The sequence below is a fragment of the Psychroserpens mesophilus genome, assembly GCF_050617655.1.
GTDB classification, from domain to species: domain Bacteria; phylum Bacteroidota; class Bacteroidia; order Flavobacteriales; family Flavobacteriaceae; genus Psychroserpens; species Psychroserpens mesophilus_A.
The window spans coordinates 59541-77255 of record NZ_JBODQC010000005.1 but is presented as its reverse complement, the minus strand read 5'-3'; the positions used below and the strand labels follow the sequence as shown (position 1 = coordinate 77255).

The 17715-nt window shown below is 32.3% G+C and carries 17 protein-coding genes; 6 read left to right on the top strand and 11 right to left on the bottom strand.

Annotated elements, in window-relative coordinates:
• The first annotated feature begins 161 nt into the window (after positions 1-161).
• From ACRHNM_RS10495 to ACRHNM_RS10485, 3 genes are all read left to right on the top strand, one after another.
• On the top strand, positions 162-746 hold the full coding sequence (locus ACRHNM_RS10495; protein ID WP_431136338.1) for a Crp/Fnr family transcriptional regulator: 585 nt from the start codon (positions 162-164) through the stop codon (positions 744-746).
• A gap of 237 nt (positions 747-983) precedes the next feature.
• Positions 984-2636, top strand: a complete 1653-nt coding sequence (locus tag ACRHNM_RS10490; RefSeq protein WP_431136336.1) for a serine hydrolase — start codon at positions 984-986, stop codon at positions 2634-2636.
• A gap of 33 nt (positions 2637-2669) precedes the next feature.
• Positions 2670-3143, top strand: coding sequence for a DUF1572 domain-containing protein (locus ACRHNM_RS10485; RefSeq protein ID WP_431136334.1), 474 nt, complete (start codon positions 2670-2672; stop codon positions 3141-3143).
• A 20-nt stretch (positions 3144-3163) separates the two neighbouring features.
• Here ACRHNM_RS10485 and ACRHNM_RS10480 read toward each other — a convergent pair whose 3' ends face one another.
• On the bottom strand, positions 3164-3820 hold the full coding sequence (locus tag ACRHNM_RS10480) for a uracil-DNA glycosylase family protein (RefSeq protein ID WP_431136332.1): 657 nt from the start codon (positions 3818-3820) through the stop codon (positions 3164-3166).
• Between the two features lie 84 nt (positions 3821-3904).
• On the opposite strand from ACRHNM_RS10480, the gene ACRHNM_RS10475 reads away from it, so the two are divergent.
• A complete protein-coding gene (locus ACRHNM_RS10475) occupies positions 3905-4030 on the top strand; it encodes a 30S ribosomal protein THX (protein WP_431136330.1) in 126 nt (41 codons plus the stop codon).
• Here ACRHNM_RS10475 and yaaA read toward each other — a convergent pair whose 3' ends face one another.
• The 3 genes from yaaA to ACRHNM_RS10460 all read right to left on the bottom strand — a co-directional run bounded on the left by yaaA (position 4031) and on the right by ACRHNM_RS10460 (position 6605).
• A complete protein-coding gene (gene yaaA, locus ACRHNM_RS10470; protein ID WP_431136328.1) occupies positions 4031-4789 on the bottom strand; it encodes a peroxide stress protein YaaA in 759 nt (252 codons plus the stop codon). It abuts the gene before it with no gap.
• A gap of 219 nt (positions 4790-5008) precedes the next feature.
• Positions 5009-6043: an RluA family pseudouridine synthase gene (locus tag ACRHNM_RS10465; protein ID WP_431136326.1), complete on the bottom strand. Its 1035-nt coding sequence runs from the start codon at positions 6041-6043 to the stop codon at positions 5009-5011.
• A 1-nt stretch (position 6044) separates the two neighbouring features.
• Entirely contained in the window at positions 6045-6605 is a 561-nt protein-coding gene (locus ACRHNM_RS10460) for a PASTA domain-containing protein (RefSeq protein WP_431136324.1), read from the bottom strand.
• A gap of 157 nt (positions 6606-6762) precedes the next feature.
• On the opposite strand from ACRHNM_RS10460, the gene ACRHNM_RS10455 reads away from it, so the two are divergent.
• Both ACRHNM_RS10455 and coaD read left to right on the top strand, forming a co-directional pair.
• Positions 6763-7737 carry a D-alanine--D-alanine ligase gene (locus ACRHNM_RS10455; RefSeq protein WP_431136323.1) on the top strand — a complete coding sequence of 325 codons (975 nt, stop codon included), beginning with the start codon at positions 6763-6765 and terminating at the stop codon, positions 7735-7737.
• A 54-nt stretch (positions 7738-7791) separates the two neighbouring features.
• Complete coding sequence (gene coaD, locus ACRHNM_RS10450) at positions 7792-8247, top strand: pantetheine-phosphate adenylyltransferase (RefSeq protein WP_431136322.1); 456 nt, start codon at positions 7792-7794, stop codon at positions 8245-8247.
• Here coaD and ACRHNM_RS10445 read toward each other — a convergent pair.
• The 7 genes from ACRHNM_RS10445 to ACRHNM_RS10415 all read right to left on the bottom strand — a co-directional run bounded on the left by ACRHNM_RS10445 (position 8240) and on the right by ACRHNM_RS10415 (position 17605).
• Positions 8240-8890: a response regulator gene (locus tag ACRHNM_RS10445; protein WP_431136321.1), complete on the bottom strand. Its 651-nt coding sequence runs from the start codon at positions 8888-8890 to the stop codon at positions 8240-8242. The genes coaD and ACRHNM_RS10445 overlap by 8 nt on opposite strands.
• Positions 8891-8968: 78 nt before the next feature.
• Entirely contained in the window at positions 8969-10843 is a 1875-nt protein-coding gene (locus tag ACRHNM_RS10440; protein ID WP_431136320.1) for a tetratricopeptide repeat protein, read from the bottom strand.
• A 51-nt stretch (positions 10844-10894) separates the two neighbouring features.
• Positions 10895-12943, bottom strand: coding sequence for a tetratricopeptide repeat-containing sensor histidine kinase (locus tag ACRHNM_RS10435; RefSeq protein ID WP_431136319.1), 2049 nt, complete (start codon positions 12941-12943; stop codon positions 10895-10897).
• 97 nt (positions 12944-13040) lie between these two features.
• Positions 13041-14909, bottom strand: a complete 1869-nt coding sequence (locus ACRHNM_RS10430) for a PQQ-binding-like beta-propeller repeat protein (protein ID WP_431136318.1) — start codon at positions 14907-14909, stop codon at positions 13041-13043.
• Positions 14910-14919: 10 nt separating this feature from the next.
• On the bottom strand, positions 14920-15474 hold the full coding sequence (locus ACRHNM_RS10425; RefSeq protein ID WP_431136317.1) for a DUF6252 family protein: 555 nt from the start codon (positions 15472-15474) through the stop codon (positions 14920-14922).
• A gap of 163 nt (positions 15475-15637) precedes the next feature.
• Complete coding sequence (locus tag ACRHNM_RS10420; protein ID WP_431136316.1) at positions 15638-16588, bottom strand: GSCFA domain-containing protein; 951 nt, start codon at positions 16586-16588, stop codon at positions 15638-15640.
• Positions 16589-16642: 54 nt separating this feature from the next.
• Positions 16643-17605, bottom strand: coding sequence for a tetratricopeptide repeat protein (locus tag ACRHNM_RS10415; RefSeq protein ID WP_431136315.1), 963 nt, complete (start codon positions 17603-17605; stop codon positions 16643-16645).
• Positions 17606-17715: the final 110 nt, after the last annotated feature.

Genomic DNA, 17715 nt, shown 5'->3' with positions numbered 1-17715 from the left:
AGTTTAAAAATATTCTGTCAAGAAGAAAATGAATGAGTACGATGTGATACAAGCATTTTTCATAATAAAATCCGATAAACTAATTTTTCAACAACATATCGTTTCTAATCGTTTTTTAATTATATTCTTCGTATCTTATTATGGATTAACGACTTAAAAACATGCGTTCTGACAATTCAAAAATCAAAGAAATTTTTAAGGGTGTATCTTTTTCTAACGAGCAGATTGAGATCATAGAATCTGTATTTTATAAAGTCAAGTATAAAAAAGGAGATATCATTCTCAAAACTGATGACAAAGTAGAACATCAATATTATATATTAAATGGTTGCTTAAGAACCTACTACACAGACACACTAGGCAAAGAGCATACAGTCCAATTCGGAATAAAAGACTGGTGGATTAGTGATTACACTGCTTTTTTTTCTGCTTCAAAAGCCATCATGACAATTGAAGTCATTCAAGACGCCATCATGTATCGTATTTCAAGATTAGACAGAGAGTATCTTTATGAAAAAATTCCAATTATAGAAACTTTTTTCAGAAAGAAGCTTGAACGTGCATTTGCTGCTTTTCAAAAACGAATTTTAGCCAACTTATCACAAACCGCAACAGAACGATACCTTAACTTTATTAATACCTATCCTAATATTGAAAAATCTGTAAAAAATTACCACATTGCTTCTTATTTGGGTATTACTACAGAAAGTCTTAGCAGAATAAGAAAAGAGTTGTCTAAAAACTAAATTTCTTAACATACATCAATTTTTATAACTACGCACTAACCTATATTTGCACCTTTGTTGGGAATAGACATTTTTTATATAAATCCCTATTGATTAATAGCTTAAAAAGCGCAAGTTTCAACACTTGCGCTTTTTTTATTGATATTATCACACAACAAATTTTGATTTTATTGTAACTCATTTTAATTTTATTCGTCAAATATAAAAGCATTAACTTTTACCAATCAAATAATAATCATGATGTTACTAAATTCAAAACTCACTTTAATTCTTACTTTTCTTTTAATTTCAGCATCTGCTATTTCACAAAGTCTTGACGAACAACTTAAAACCTATTTAAATGAACAAGTCTTCAGTGATGAATCTCCTGCACTTTCACTATTGGTCGCTAAAGATGGTAAAGCCATTTATAAAACAGGTTTGGGAATGGCTGATTTGGAAAACAAAATAAAAGCACAACCAAAACATGTGTTCGAGATTGGTTCAATTACAAAACAATTTACTGCTGTGAGTATATTAATGCTCCAGGAACAAGGCAAATTAAATATCAATGATGAGATTACTAAATACATTACAGATTATCCTACTCAAGACCAAACGATAACCATTCATCATTTATTAAATCATACCTCTGGCATTAAAAGCTATACCAATATGCCAAATTTTATGTCGATTGCCAGAACAGATATGACGCCTACTGAGCTTATTGATGTGTTTAAAAATGAGCCTATGGAATTTGCTCCAGGAACTAATTACAATTATAATAACTCTGGTTATATTCTATTAGGTCATATTATTGAAGTGGTTTCAGGAATGAGCTATGCAGATTTTATTACAACTCATATTTTTGATAAATTAGACATGACTAATTCGTATTACGGAAGCATGACTCAGCTAATTCCAAATCGCGCACGTGGTTATTCTGAAACTGATGAAGGCTACAGAAACGCAAATTATTTGAGCTTAACATTACCTTATGCTGCTGGTTCAATCATGTCTACAACCGAGGATTTGCTGAAATGGCAGAACGCTATTAGCGCAAATACATTAATTTCTAAAAGCTCATTAAACAAAGCAATCAATGGTTCTAAGCTAAATACTGGTGAAGACATTCCTTATGGTTATGGCTGGTTAAAAGGAAACATTAGAGGATCCTTAACTTATGAGCATTCTGGAGGAATTTTTGGATATTCTTCTAACGGTATTTTTCTGCCTGAAGAAAACATGTACATTGTAGGTTTGACCAACTGCGACTGTGGAAATGTTGGAGCTATTACCACAAATGTAGCAGCCATAGCTTTGGGCAAACCGTTTCCAAAAAAAGAAGATGCCATTGCATTAAACAAACAACAACTTAACCAATATGTAGGCGCTTACGAATTTGATGGTGGAGTGATCAGACACATTACACTTAAAAACAATCAGTTATTTAGTCAAAGAGAAGGCAGTACAAATCTGGAAATCTATCCAATGACTGAAACCAACTTTATTTTTGATGGAGGTAACGTCTCTTATGATTTTTATATTGAAAATGGAAAACGCATGGCTAAATTCACTTCAAATGGAAATACTATTATTGGTCGTGGCATAGATAAAGCACCTCCAGCAGAACGACAAGAAATAAACTTACCAGATGACGTGTTATCACAATATAATGGAAAATATGAGTTGCAGCCTGCTTTTATTATAACCATAATGTCTAGAGATCATCGCTTGTTTGCCCAAGCTACAGGTCAACCTGAATTTGAAATTTTTGCGACAGAAAAAGATCAGTTTTTTTTAAAAGCTGTTGCGGCAGAAATTACATTTAATAGAAACACTAAAGGAGCTGTTGAAAGTTTAACGTTAAAACAAGGTGGACAAGAAATGCCAGCATTAAAGATTGAATAAATCTGAGCCTAATTAAAATCCACATGTATTTATATGGAATCTTCTCAGCAACTTGCAAAACGATTTAGAGAACTGTTTTTAAACGGAACATGGATTGCAAACACTAACTATCAAGAACTTCTATCTGATATTAACTGGCAGCAAGCGACTCAAAAGATTGGTTCATTAAATACCATTGCTGTTTTAACCTTTCATATCAAATATTATGTGGAAGGTGTTTTACAGGTATTTGAAGGAGGCGATCTTAATATTAAAGACAAATACAGTTTTGATGCTCCTGAAATTAAATCAGAAGCTGATTGGAGCAGTTTAAAAAACAACCTTCTTAAACATGCTGAAACCTCTGCAACACATATTGAGGCTATGTCTGAAAAGCAATTAAAATCTGTTTTTGTTGATAAAAAATACGGTTCATACAGAAGAAATATTGAAGGTTTAATTGAACATAGCTATTACCATTTTGGTCAGATGTCTTTAATTAAGAAAATGGTTAATGATATAAAATAGCAAATTCATTTTTCCATTTTTTAAAGAAACTCTCGATATTGTCTCACACGAAAATCAAACGTATTAAAATCAGGATGTTTCGCCTTTAATACTTGGTACAAAGGCAACCGACTTATAGAAATATTAGCTGCTCCTGAGCCTGAAGTTAATGAGACCGTTTTAATGAGTCGTTTCTCATTAAGAACAAACTCATGAATTCGAGGTACTTCATTTGAAATAATTTTAAGTTTTATCTTATGACTTTTAATATGCTTTCTGAAAAAATATTCTGGTCCGTTTTTACTGTTTCCTCCTGTAAATAATAAGGTATCAATGTTAGGATAGTTGTTTAAATAACCAATGATATTACGAAGATTTATGTTTGTCATCCCTAAATCTGAAGCATCTATTTTTTTTCGTTCTGCACTTTCTACAATATCACAGATACCAATTTTATGCTTGATAAGAAAATCTTTTCGTTCATTAATGGCTTCCTGAGAATTATCATATCTCAAATTGAGATTGTGAATTTTATCAATAAACAACCAAAGTGAATTATAATAACTTCCATAACAGAAATCAACATCCTTTTCTAAAAGCTCTCCAGTAGAAAAACGTGGAGGAGGCAATGTCCCAACAATTAATTTTGTTGTATCCTGATGTATAAATGGCTGATATGGATGTTTATGCTTAAACATGATATAACTTTCTATTTTAGCAAGGATGATGCTTGGATTTCTTAGAGAAGAATATTACCTTATAAAGGTAAAAAAGATTAAATCATGGGCAAAGGCGATAAAAAATCAAAACGAGGTAAAATTCATAAAGGCACGTTCGGGACACGACGACCAAGAATAAAAAAACGTCCAAGAACTGAAGACCAAATCAATCCAAATAAAAAAAAGTAATTATCTCGTAAATACCAATTCTTTCTCTGAGGATAAGTTTTCAGTAAACCTGTAATTTTCGTAATCAAATCCATTAAGATCCTCTAACGTTTTGGCATTTGTATCAATGATATAACGAGCCATTAATCCTCTTGCTAATTTTGAAAATATAGCAATGGTTTTGTAAGATCCATTTTTGAGCTCTTGAAACTTAATATCAATAACTGGCACTTTTAAGGTTTTGGTATCAATGGCTTTAAAGTATTCATTACTTGCGAGATTTAAAAAAATCTCATCCTTTTCTAATTCATTATTTAGTGCTTCTGTGACTTGCTTTCGCCAAAACTCATAAAGGTTTTTGTGTTTACCCACAGGAAGTTTAGTACCCATTTCTAATCGGTAAGGCTGAATCAAGTCAAGAGGTTTTAAAACACCATACAATCCAGATATAATTCGAACCGTATCTTGAAGCTGGTCTAATTTCTTTGTATCTATAGTGTAAGCATCTAAACCTCTGTAAACATCTCCATTAAAGGCATAAATGGCTTGTCTGGCATTATCTTTTGTGAATGGCAAACTCCACTCTTGATTGCGTTCGTAGTTTAATTGTCCTAAATTATCTGAAATATGCATCAATTTAGATAAACTTTTAGCAGATTTCTTTTTCAATAATTTATTTAAACGTTCAGCTTCATTTAAAAAACAAGCTTCCGTTGTTTTTGTTGTTGGTAATTTACTGTCGTAGTCTAATGATTTTGCTGGAGACAATACTAACTTCATCTGATAAAATATTTTATTTCAAATTTACAATAGAATGACTCATTAGCCAATGCTTTTGTTTCAAATGTTTCTATGAAGTAATAAGCAAAATTTATAGTTACACTGCTGCGTTAAGGATGGAGCAATTGTTGGAGCTCTCCAGACATTTTTAGTCTGGAAGCGACTTGCGAGAGCCTGACGTTTTAATGCCACAGAGCATTAAAAGGTAATGCCCAAAAACTATTGTGCATGTGTTGCGTAATGTTTCCATTTCTCAATACATTGTTGCATATCGTCAGGAATAGGAGAATCAAATCGCATTTGTTCACCAGTAGTTGGATGCTTAAATCCTAAAGTCTTGGCATGCAAGGCTTGTCTTGGCAGTATTTTAAAACAGTTATCTACAAACTGCTTGTATTTAGAAAACGTAGTTCCTTTTAATATGCGTTCACCTCCATAACGTTCATCATTGAAAAGTGTATGACCAATATGCTTCATGTGCACGCGTATTTGATGAGTACGACCTGTTTCGAGCTTACAGGAAACCAACGTAACATAACCCAAACGCTCCAAAACTTTGTAATGTGTTACTGCTGGCTTGCCTTTATCTTCATCATCACCTTCAAAAACCGTATTTTGTAAACGATTTTTAGGATGACGACCAATATGACCTTCTATAGTTCCTTCATCTGCTTCAATATTTCCCCATACTATAGCAATATATTCTCGCTCACTGGTTTTATTAAAGAACTGCTTAGACAAATGTGTCATTGCTTGTTCTGTCTTGGCAATCACTAACAACCCACTCGTATCCTTATCAATGCGATGTACCAATCCAGGACGCTCACTACTGTTATTTGGCAAGTTTTCAAAATGAAACACAAGCGCATTGATAAGTGTTCCTGAATAATTTCCGTGACCAGGATGTACAACCATTCCAGCAGGCTTATTAACCACTAATAACTGATCGTCTTCATAAACAATATCTAAAGGAATGTCTTCTGGAGTCAGTAAATATTCATAAGGCGGATGCTCTAATAACACTCTAATTTTATCTAGAGGTTTTACCTTATAATTTGATTTTACAGGAGTGCCATTCACATAAATACTTCCATCTTTTGCTGCAGATTGAATTTTATTACGCGTCGCATTTTCAATACGATTCATTAAATATTTATCGATGCGTAAAGGAGCTTGTCCTTTATCGGCTATAAAAGAATGATGTTCAAATAACTCATCATCATTGTCGTCAACTGATTGTGTAGTCGTAGTCATTTTAGTTTGAAGAACGGTTTCCATTACCTAAAACGACATCTATTTTAGAGGTCAATGGTAATAGTTCACCAGCTTTAATAGTTTTGCCTTTATGTTGCATTGAAAGTACTTCGTCTTTTCCTATATCATCTGCATAAGTGACTTTTCCAACTTCAAAACCAAGAGCTTCTAATGTTGGTTTAGCTTGACGAAATGTACGTCGAACAATATTGGGCACTGCTACTTTTCTGTAGCCTGACGGATTTAAAATCAGATAAATTTTTCTATCTTCTTTTACCTGATTTCCTGCTTCAGGATATTGTTCAATAACTGAATATTTTGGATAGTTAGGATTGAAATTGGCAGAATCTTGAATTTCCATAGCCAAACCCTTATCCTTCAATTCTATTTTAACTGTTTCTATGGTTTTTCCTTTTAAATCAGGAACCTGGATAAATTCACCATGATTGGTTGTACTTCTCAACCACCACATCATTACAAAAACGAGCACAACCAAAGCAACAATTGCCAATGCTATTTGTTTGAAAAATGTTTTGCTAGTGATAAACTGAATAAAACTCATGAGATAATTTAACTGTTGACAAATATATAAAAACGAAAGCGTTTACTTAAGGGTTTATTTGGTATTTTAGCTTAACTGAAAAAGTTCTGTAATATTGCTTTAAATGTTAACGACAATGTCTAATTAAAACAGGATTCCTGTAATAACAGGAAATTATATGAAAAAAAATATTGCCATCATCATGGGAGGTTATTCAAGTGAGTATGAAATCTCTCTTAAAAGTGGACAAGTAGTTTACGAATCTCTTGACAAAACGAAATACAATGCGTATCGCATTCATATTTTTAAAAACAAATGGGTTTTTGTAAATGATTTTGAGGAAGAGTTTTCAATTAACAAAAATGATTTTTCTGTTAACGTTAATGAAACCAAAATTAAATTTGATTGTGTTTTTAATGCAATTCATGGTTCGCCAGGTGAAGATGGTTTTATGCAAGGTTATTTTGAATTATTAAATATTCCGCATACAAGTTGTGGCATGTATCAGGCTGCTTTAACGTTCAATAAGCGCGATTGTCTGAGCACACTAAAGCCCTACGGAATTAAAACTGCTGAATCGTATTTTGTCAATTTTGGAGATGAAATTAATGAAGATGCAATAATTGAAAAAGTAGGTTTACCATGCTTTGTAAAAGCCAATAGAGCCGGAAGCAGTTTCGGAATAACAAAAGTGTATAAAAAGGAAGAACTTCCAAGTGCCTTGGATGTTGCCTTTAAAGAAGATGATGAAGTGATTATTGAGTCTTTTTTAGATGGCGTAGAAGTATCTGTTGGTGTGATTACTTACAAAGGTGATGTTACAGTTTTACCGATTACTGAAATTGTTTCTGAAAATGATTTTTTTGACTATAAAGCTAAATATTTAGGTGAATCTCAAGAAATCACTCCTGCTCGTATTGATAAAGAACTCGCTGAAAACGTGAAACGCACCGCAAAAAAAGTATACGAGATATTAAAACTAAAAGGGTTTAGTAGAAGTGAATATATTTTTAAAAATGGAGAACCTCATCTTTTAGAAGTTAACACAGTTCCTGGCTTAACAAAAGCAAGCATCTTACCACAACAGGCAGAAAAAGCTGGCATTAGTATGAGTGATTTATTTGAAAATGCCATTGAAGAGGCTCTCAAATAATTAATAATTATATTTGAATTTGTTACGTAGCAGTTCTACAAGAAACAAAACGATATGAAACGAGCATTATTTCCTGGGTCATTTGATCCCATAACTTTAGGTCACTTTGACATTATAAAACGCGGTGTCAAGCTTTTTGATGAAGTCATTGTTGCCATTGGCATTAATGCTGATAAAAACTATATGTTTTCTCTTGAAGAACGCAAGCACTTTATTGAAGAGGCTTTCAAATCGCATAAGAAAGTTAAAGTCGTCACCTACAAAGGTTTAACTATCGATTTTTGTAAGGAAATTGATGCTCAGTTTATTTTGAGAGGCTTAAGAAATCCAGCCGATTTTGAATTTGAAAAGGCCATAGCACATACAAATAGAAAACTCTCAAAAATTGAAACTGTATTTTTATTAACTGCTGCAAAAACATCATACATTTCGTCTTCTATTGTTAGAGATGTCATTAGAAATAATGGCGATTACACCGTATTGGTTCCTGATAGTGTTCACGTTAAATAAGATTATTTCTTTTAGCTTTTTGAACGGCTTCCAATTTATTATGAACCTGAAGTTTTCTGTAAATATTTTCAATATGCTTTCTAACGGTTCCTGTTGAAAGAATTAAGTTTTCAGAAATTTGAATGTAATTTAAACCTTTACTCAAATGCTCTAATACTTCAGTTTCCCTGTTTGTTAATTTGATATCTTCTTTATCTTTTTCATTTTCAATACTCATAGGGTTTCTGAGTAATTTCAATGTTTTTAAAGCAATTGAAGGGTTCATTGCTGCACCTCCATTTAAAGTTTCGATAATGCCATCATGAAGGTCTTTCGCATTAATTTCTTTTAACAAATAACCATCTGCACCTGCCTTTATAGCATTAAAAATATTTTCGTCGTTATCAAAAACGGTAAGCATTATAATTTTAATATGTGGATATTTTTGTTTTACAATCTCTGTCGTTTCGATACCATTGAGCACAGGCATTTCAATATCCATCAATATTAAATCTAAATTGTGGTTTCCTTCGATTTTAGAGAGTAAATCAGAACCATTCATAGCTGTAAACTTAATTTGAAACTCATCAAAAAAAGAGAGTTTTTCCTTAACCGTTTTAATTAAGAACGTATTATCGTCAACGATGCCAATTTTTATACTCATATGGTCGATTTTTTGAAGAAAGAAGTTACAAAATTATATTGGGTTAGCTATACGTCATTTGTCGTATTTTAATAATTCTTATGACAAGGTAATTGTAATTGTAGTTCCTTGATTTACATGAGACAAAACCTTTACTTCTCCTCCAATTTCCTGAGCTCGTTTTTTCATGTTATGAATCCCATTACCCATTGAGGTTGTATGTACATCAAAACCTTTTCCGTCATCAACAATATGAATCTCAACCTGATTATCTTTACATATAAAATCTACTGTAATGTGTATTGCTTCTGAATATTTGATAGCATTGTTAATGGCTTCCTGAATAATTCGGTAGATATTCATGCCTTGCAAGGAGGTGAGTTTAAAATTTTCCAGATCTGAAATATCAGAATTAAACTGAAATTTAATATTCTCTGCAGCTAAACCGGCTTGATCAATAACATTTGAAATACGCAATTGCAAATCTTCTAATGTGATTTCACTTTTGTTCATGGCCCAAATAGTATCTCGTAGTTCGTATATGGTTGTAGTGGTAAACTCACTTATACTTTTCAGTTTATCTGATAGTTTTTCAGGGAGTTGGAATCCGTATTTTAGGTTATCTAAAGACGAAATAATAAATGTAAGTTGCGCTCCAATATTATCGTGTAAATCCCTGGATATTCGCAAGCGTTGTTCTTGTAACCTATTTTGCGTTTCAATTTTAATCAAGGCATCTTTAAGCTCATTCTCCTTTTGAAGTTGTCTGTTTTTTAATCGCTGCTGACTGTAAAACAAATATCCTAATAAGCTCAAAACAACAGCCAACACTCCTAAACCTAAAAGTTGTGTGTTTTTTTCGCTTAACTCTAATTCCTGTTCGGCTAAATTGGCACGTTGAGACAAAATCTCTTTCTCTTTTTTTTCAGTTTGATATTCAATCTCCAGCTCAGCAATCTTTTCATTAGTTTTAATATTAAGCAAGCTGTCTCTGAAAGTTACCAGCTCTTTAAAATAATTCAGAGCAGTTTTTGAATCATTTTTAGCTTCATAATATTTAGAATAGTTATCGAGTGCTGATTCAATATCTACAGCCACTTTAGAGTTTTTAGCAAAGTGCATGGCACTATCAATGTAAGCTTTGGTATCTTTTAATCTTCCTGTTTCAATTAGTACATTAGCCAGATTATTATAGCTTGCTGATATACCTGCCATATCTCCTATTGACTTTTCTATTGCTAATGATTGTCTAAAATACACTAGTGCTGAGTCAATTTCATTTAAATAGTAATACACAGCACCTACATTATTAACAGACTCAGCTATTCCTTTTTTATCATCCAGCATATACTCAATCTCTAATGAGTATTTGAAATAATCAAGTGCTTTTTCTAAATCACCATCATTAGCATAAATGATAGCAATATTATTATAGGCTTCAGAGATTCCTTTTTTGTTATCCAGTACTTCAAAAATGGCTTTAGCCTTGAGGTGATACTCAATAGCTTTATTATTGATATTATTGTAACTGTAAACTAACCCAATGCTATTGAACGTTGTAGCTATTTCACTTTTCATTTGTTTAGCTTGATATATTGCTAAAGCATTCAAATAATTTTGTAATGCGTCATCATATTTAGCCAGATTTCTATTTACAACTCCAATATTATTGTATGCAGATGCTTTTAATATAGAATCGTTAGTATGTAATGCTTCAGAAGACAATTGAATAGCTTTTTCAAAAGCTCCCAAGTCTCTGTTAACAATTCCTAAGTTGTTTTTTGATTTGGCTATTTGATAATGATTATTATTTGCTTCAGAAATTTGAAGTGCTTTTTCTAAAATTAACAGTGCGCTTTGAGGGTCATTTTTATAAAATGACATGGCTGAGTCATTCAGTTTTAATGGATCTTGTTGTGCATTCAAGATTGAGTTTGTAAGCACAATATATAACACAAAAACGAAATATTTCATAGTTTGGTTAGTTAATAGTGGTCAAAAGATACCATTTTTATTGCATACATTTTAAACCTTAACTATAACTTGAGTCCCTTTATTAGATTCAGAAATCACAGCCAATTCCCCTCCAATATATTTTGCTCGTTTTTTCATATTTATGAGCCCACTTCCCTTTTCAACTGTATTGATTTGAAACCCTTTTCCGTTATCAGAAATTATGATTTTGAGCTGCTCTTTGAGTTGTTCAATACTAACTTTAATCTCAGTAGCAGAAGCGTGTTTTAAGCTATTATGAATGGCTTCCTGTATAATTCTATGAATGTTCATCCCTTCTACAGATGTTAATGTTTCTTGTTGATTTACACTATCGTGAACTATAAATGAAAAAGCGATGTTATCATCATAAACATGTGCTTTATCTATGTAATTTGAAATGCGTGTTTGTAAATCTTCAAAAGTGACTTCATTTTTATTCATTGCCCAAATAGTATCACGTAATTCGTAGATGGTTTCTGAAGTGAATTCACTTATTTTATTAAGTTTAGCAGTGAGTTTCTCATCTTTGATATCAAAACCGTATTTTAAATTATCAATAGAAGAAATAATAAATGTGAGTTGTGCACCAATAGTATCGTGTAAATCTCTTGAAATTCGCAAACGCTGTTCTTGTAAACGATTTTGCGTTTCAATTTTTATAAGTGCATCTTTAAGTTCATTTTCTTTTTGAAGCTGTTTGTTTTTCAATTTTTGCTGGTTGAAAAACAAATAACCTATAAGCCCTAAAATAAAAGCTAAACCTAAAAGACCATATACCTGGTAATTTTTTTTCTGAATAGTGAGTTCTTTTTCAGCAAGATCTGCACGTTGTTTTAGGATTTCTTTCTCTTTTTTTTCTGTATCATATTTGACTTCTAAATCTGCGACAGCTTGTGCATTTCGTTCTGAAAATATAGAATCTTTTACAGTAATAAATTTGTTTGTATGGATACGTGCTTTTTTAAAATTACGCAACATATAATAGCTTTCTGCTGCATGAAGGTTTAGATCTGCACTGATGCCTTCTAAATGAGGCATTTTTTTGAGAAGATCAAATCCTCTGTTTGCATAGGCTAAAGCTGTTTTTGGTTGATTTATTTCGTTGTATAATGATGTTAAATTGCTAAACGTAGATAATTCGCTTTTTTGATCTGCTTCGTATCCTTCAGGTTTATCAAGTGCTTTTAAATAATACTCGATAGCTAATGTTATATCACCATTTATATTATAAGCATTTGCCAAATTATCTAAAACCCTATAATAATCGATTAAATTATTGGTGCGTTGGGCAATCAACAAGCCCTTTTTGTATGCATTAATTGCTTCATCAACTCTACCTAAATCCTTGAGATTAATCCCAATATTATTTAATGAGGCTACTTGCTCTTTTTCTAAATTTAATTTTTGTCGAATCTCTAATGCTTCCTTATGATATTTTAATGCTTTATCATTAAGGTTCATTTCTTGATAAATAAGACCAATATTATTTAAATAAATACTACGTCCTTTTTCACTACCTTCAACATCATTCATTTTAAGTGCTTCAAAGAAATAGTGCAACGCTTCATCAAACTCGCTTCTGTTCCAATGAAACATTCCGAGATTATTGATGCACATAACTTCAATAGATTTGAAATTATGACTTCTACTCAATTGTAATGCTTTAGAAAAATAATAATTTGCTGAGTCTGACTGTCCCAAGACATCCATATAAATGCCATGAGTATTGGTAAGTTCTGTTAATCCAAAATTAAAGTTAGCGTTTTTAGCCAACTCTTCTCCTTCTTTTAATATTTGAATTGCTTTGTTTGTATCATTAAAAATATAACTAAAAGCAATCTTATTGAGCATTCTAATTTTAGTGGAATCGTCTTTTATTTCTCGGGCTTCAATTAATAAACTATCTAAATTTTGCGAATAAGAACAAAACGTAAGACATAGAGTAAGAAAAAATAACAGGTACTTTGCTTTCATTTTAAAACATAAAAAAAGCATCAGAATTGATATGTCTTTTGGGACAACAAAATTAACTGATGCTTTCTTAAAAAATTGATTAATAGCAAGACCAATATATAACATAATAAGAATGGTTTATCTTTTTTTCGACAAGTTGCAATTAAAAAAGATTAAGCGTAATCCTACAAATTACGCCTAATCATCATCTCAACAACAAGATTTAATTATTAAGATTGTATGTATAAATTGTTTTGTCATTAGCTTTATAATAAAGATAACCTCCAAACTCATCTACCTGATATTCTGGCTTTTTATCTTTTAAAATGATTTCTTTAGCCACAACACCATCATCTTTATTTACTTTTACCAAACCAACACCATCATCAAGTTTTGTTAGAATAAATTGCGCATTCTGAGTTGCTGAAGTTGCTTTAAAACGTTTTAACATCTCTGCAATTGATGCCCCTGAAGCAGCTGCCATACCATCACCAAAATCGGCATAACGCTGACCTCTATCTGTATATCTTCCTAAGCTATTTCTGTTTTGATTTGCTGCATTATAAGAAGCGACTGCTGTTGTTGCTGTAGCAACAGCAGTAACACCAGCCAGTATAGCTCCAAATGCACTTTTGCCTGGTGCTCTGTGATATTCATGCCACGAAGTTTCACCTTTCCAATCTAACAACATCATATTTTGATCTGAAGTTAATAGAATTCCTCCATCTCTTACTTCAACTCCTGTTGGATTTTCTTTACCTTCAAATTTTGATTCTGCCAAAGTACTTGCTTCTCCAGTGTTTTCATCGATAGCAAATAATTCATCATCAGCACTAATAAGGTAACGTTTATTTTTTGAATCGTAACTTGAGCTTATGGCTTCAGCTCTTTTATATTTTAAAGGTTTATTCCATACTTGCTCTCCAGTTTCAAGGTTAACAATATTAGCATCTTCAGAAGTAATATAAATCAATCCTTGAGGCGTTTCTGCCATAGTTAGAATATTCTCACCTGTTTTTAAAGGCTTTTTAAATAAGGTATTTCCTTCATATGAAATCTTGTTAATTCCTCCAGATGCAATTCCAAATAAAATACCATCATCCATGATATAAAAATGCTGCACATAACCTTTTGTTTTCGGTGCTTTATCCCATAAATCTTCACCTGTTGAAGCACTAAACATTGTTATTTTTGATTCTGATGCAGCAGCAAAAGTTCCACTTCCTCCAGCCACATCACTAACTACTGCCAGCCCTTGTGGTAGGATTTGAAAATTAGACACAGCGCCTTTTACCTTACGCTCGTCTTGCCAAGCTTCGCTGCCATCAGCGTTGATTTTATAAATTCTTGTGTTTTTACCGTTAGCTGTTCCTGCAAAAGCATAAATATCGGTTTCAGACTCATTATTAGTCATCCAGTTAATATTTTTGACTTTATTTTCCCAAATCGTTTCTCCTGTTTTTGTTTTAGCCAAAATACCCTGACTTGTAGGAATTAATAATTTATCTTTAAGTAATAATGGTCTTCCTGTTACCATAAAGTTTCTCATGGTTACTTTTGTTGGATCCACTAAATTAAATCGGTAATCTTCTGCACCAGTATTTAAATCATATACAGCTACAGCACTTGCATATTTTTCATTAGCTCTTCGCTGACCACTAACTACAAGTTTATTTTGAGGCATCATCACATCACATGTGTAAACTTGTTTCCAGCCATTATCTTCAGTACTAAAGAGTTTTTTTCCTGACATATAATCTATGACTGCTTTTTTAGTTGCAAGATTAGCGAATCCTGTTTGACCAATGATAACGTAAGGCGCTTGAGGTACATAAAATAATTCTTCTGGTTTTACACGACCATAATCGGTAAAATTAAAAAGAAGGTTAGTTTCGCCAGGTTTTATTCCAACCAATCCATCATTTGTGGCAACCACTACTGTCCCTCCTTCAGTGATTGTCATTTCATTAATCTTAGCTCCTAACTGATAATTATAATCTGGAGCTTCAGCTTTTTGAGCAAATAGTAAAGTTGCATTCAAAAAGAATGCAACCATCACTAAGCTCTTAAATTGAATTAATAGCGTTTTCATTTCAAGACTATTAAGTAGTTTGTTTGTTTAAATTAAATGAGCCTTCAGTAATTGTTTTTACAGATTGGTCTCCATTAAGATTCTTACATGTAAATTCAAAAGTACCTATAACCTTGGTATCTGTTTCTTCAGTTATACTCACAGATCCTACTGATAAATTTTCATAAGGTGCTTGCCATAATTCTGTTGTTGAGTTTAGTGGATCGTTTAAATCAACAGTCGTTTCAGAATACGAAGCGGTATTAACTCCTGTTGATATAGAACCGTCAAATTCGTAAGTACCAACACCATCATATCCAAAAATAGTAAACGAAAATGCCTTACCATCACTATTACTAGCAATAATTACTAAACTAGTCATTCCTCCAGTATTCGCTATTGTTGCTGATGAAGAAATTTCCATCGATTGGTAATTAGCACCATCTACTTTTGCTACTAGAACTCCTGAACCAGCTGCTGGTATTCCAGGATCGTCTCCTCCTCCATCATCGTCACTTGAACATGATGTAAATGTAACTGCGGTTAATGTCATGACTAAAATCATGAAGTTTTTAAAATGTCTCATTGTTGATTGTTTTTGAGGTTAATAATGAAGCAAATTTGCTATAAAAGTCAAAGCGATACAATACGTCATATGACGTATATTTCTAAAAACAATCTAATAATCAGTTTGTTAACAATTGTAAAACCTGATGATAATGAGAAATTAATCGTAATTGATAGTCTGTTTAGAATTGTATATGACCAAACAGTGATTGCAAATGCAGTTGTTTGTTATTCAATTTTTGAAGAAATAGTTGATGCGCATCCGATGCTGGATTAAAAGGTCGATGCTCTATACCTTTTTGAATGTACTCAACATCTTGCATCGTTTGATTTGCCGTTTCAGAAACCCAAACGCTCTGAAAATATTCCCATATGTAATTGATTGCTACAGAACTGGGATGTAACATGTCGTCCTTATAAAATCGATAATCACGAAGCTCATCTAACATAATTTCATATGACGGAAAATAATGCAGGTGGTTTCTCGGTGCTACGACTTGGTGAATTGCAGAAATTAAATGCGACTTGCTTTGTGTGTTTTCAACAAAACCATCTTTAAGGTGTCTAACAGGAGACACAGTGAACACAATTGTAACGTTAGGGTTTATACTTTTTATTAAACTTACAATAGCTTCGACAGACTCTGTTATTGCATCAACAGATAACAATTCTTTTAAAAATTTCTTTTGAGAAACTTTATGACAGTTAGTCACAAAGTTATCGGTTTCAATCCATCTATAAGCCCATGCTGTTCCATAAGTAATCACTATATGTGAAGCGTTTTTCAAAAAATCAGTTGTCATTTTAATACGGCTATTCAAAGTGTTAAGCATATCGTCTTTAGACGTGTTACTTAATTTTGAGTGCGCTTCAAAACTATGCCACTGTTCGTTGTGAAAAAAAATATCTGCTTCAGCATATTGTTTTTCGTTAATGGCATTTACAATCAAATTTTCAATAGCTAACGGATGAAATAAAATTCCGAAGGGATTATCAAAGGTCTGAAACTTATAATACCTGAATTTTTCAGCTATGTGTTCAGAAAAGCAAGACCCAAACAATCCTATTTTAGAATGATAATCGATTTGATTATGCTGTTGCGGTAAAAGTGAAAGTTTTGTTTGAAGCTGCATAAAGAGTGGTATCTTATTTAGTCCTAAAGATAAATAACTCTAAGAAATCTTGAGCTAAAGTTTCAAAATATCTGTTTTTTCTTGTTGAAATACTTCAATCTTTGGAAGCGCAGTAATTGCTAAATCTATGTAGTTTAAAGCTTCAGATTTATTGCCTTTATGTTTTTGTATTTGTGCCAGCCTATAGTGCGCCCAAGCCTTCGGAACACCATCTGCTGCAGAGTAATTCTTAATATATAATTGTAAACACTGCTCTCCTTTACTTAACTGAACATTATATTCTGCGGCAACTTTACCTATTTGATAATGTAATGCGTTTCGCTTATGTTTAGTCTGTGCATTTTCTATATTAGTAATCGCCTTATCTGGTTGTTTTTGAGACTCATACAAATTAGTCAGTTTATCAAAACATGTTAAAGAGCCTCCTGTTTTAATGGCTTTTTTATAAAATTCTTCAGCTAATTCTGGCTCATTATCATATTCATAGATATAACCTTTTGCTAGATAACCATCAACTTTAGAGAGGGTTTCCAATTCTTCAGCATATTTGAGTGACTTACTTTTACTACCTCCTATAATACCTGGTAGTTGCATGTACAATTCAACTAAAGCCCAACGCGTATCAATATGGCTTGGGTCTAAATCTGCTGCTTTTAAAAAAGCTGACTTTATATCACCTATGAAAGCTACTGCTCTTAACTTACTTACACTAAGCGCTTTCATACCTAAAGCTCCGCCATATTTATAATGATAATTAGCTACATTTGGTTTCATTTCAACTAACCGTTCATATTCATCAATCGCATCATCCCATTTTTTTTGCTGACCATAAGCATCTCCAAGTAATTCGATAGCTTCCATATCATTTGGTGTTTCATCAAGATAGGCTTCTAAAGTTTTTTCTGCATGATGATATTTCTTATCTTGAAGAAATTGTTTGGCATTATCTACTAATGATGACGATTGACCAAAACCAATTAAAGGGATACTAAAAAGGAAAATTAATAACTGTTTCATACTAATAGTTACGCAAATTTTATGCCTAGGGTTTCTTGGTATTATTTTTGATTTTGATAATGCAAAGATAACGTGTTTACACTTAAAATTAATAACTTCACTAAATCAAA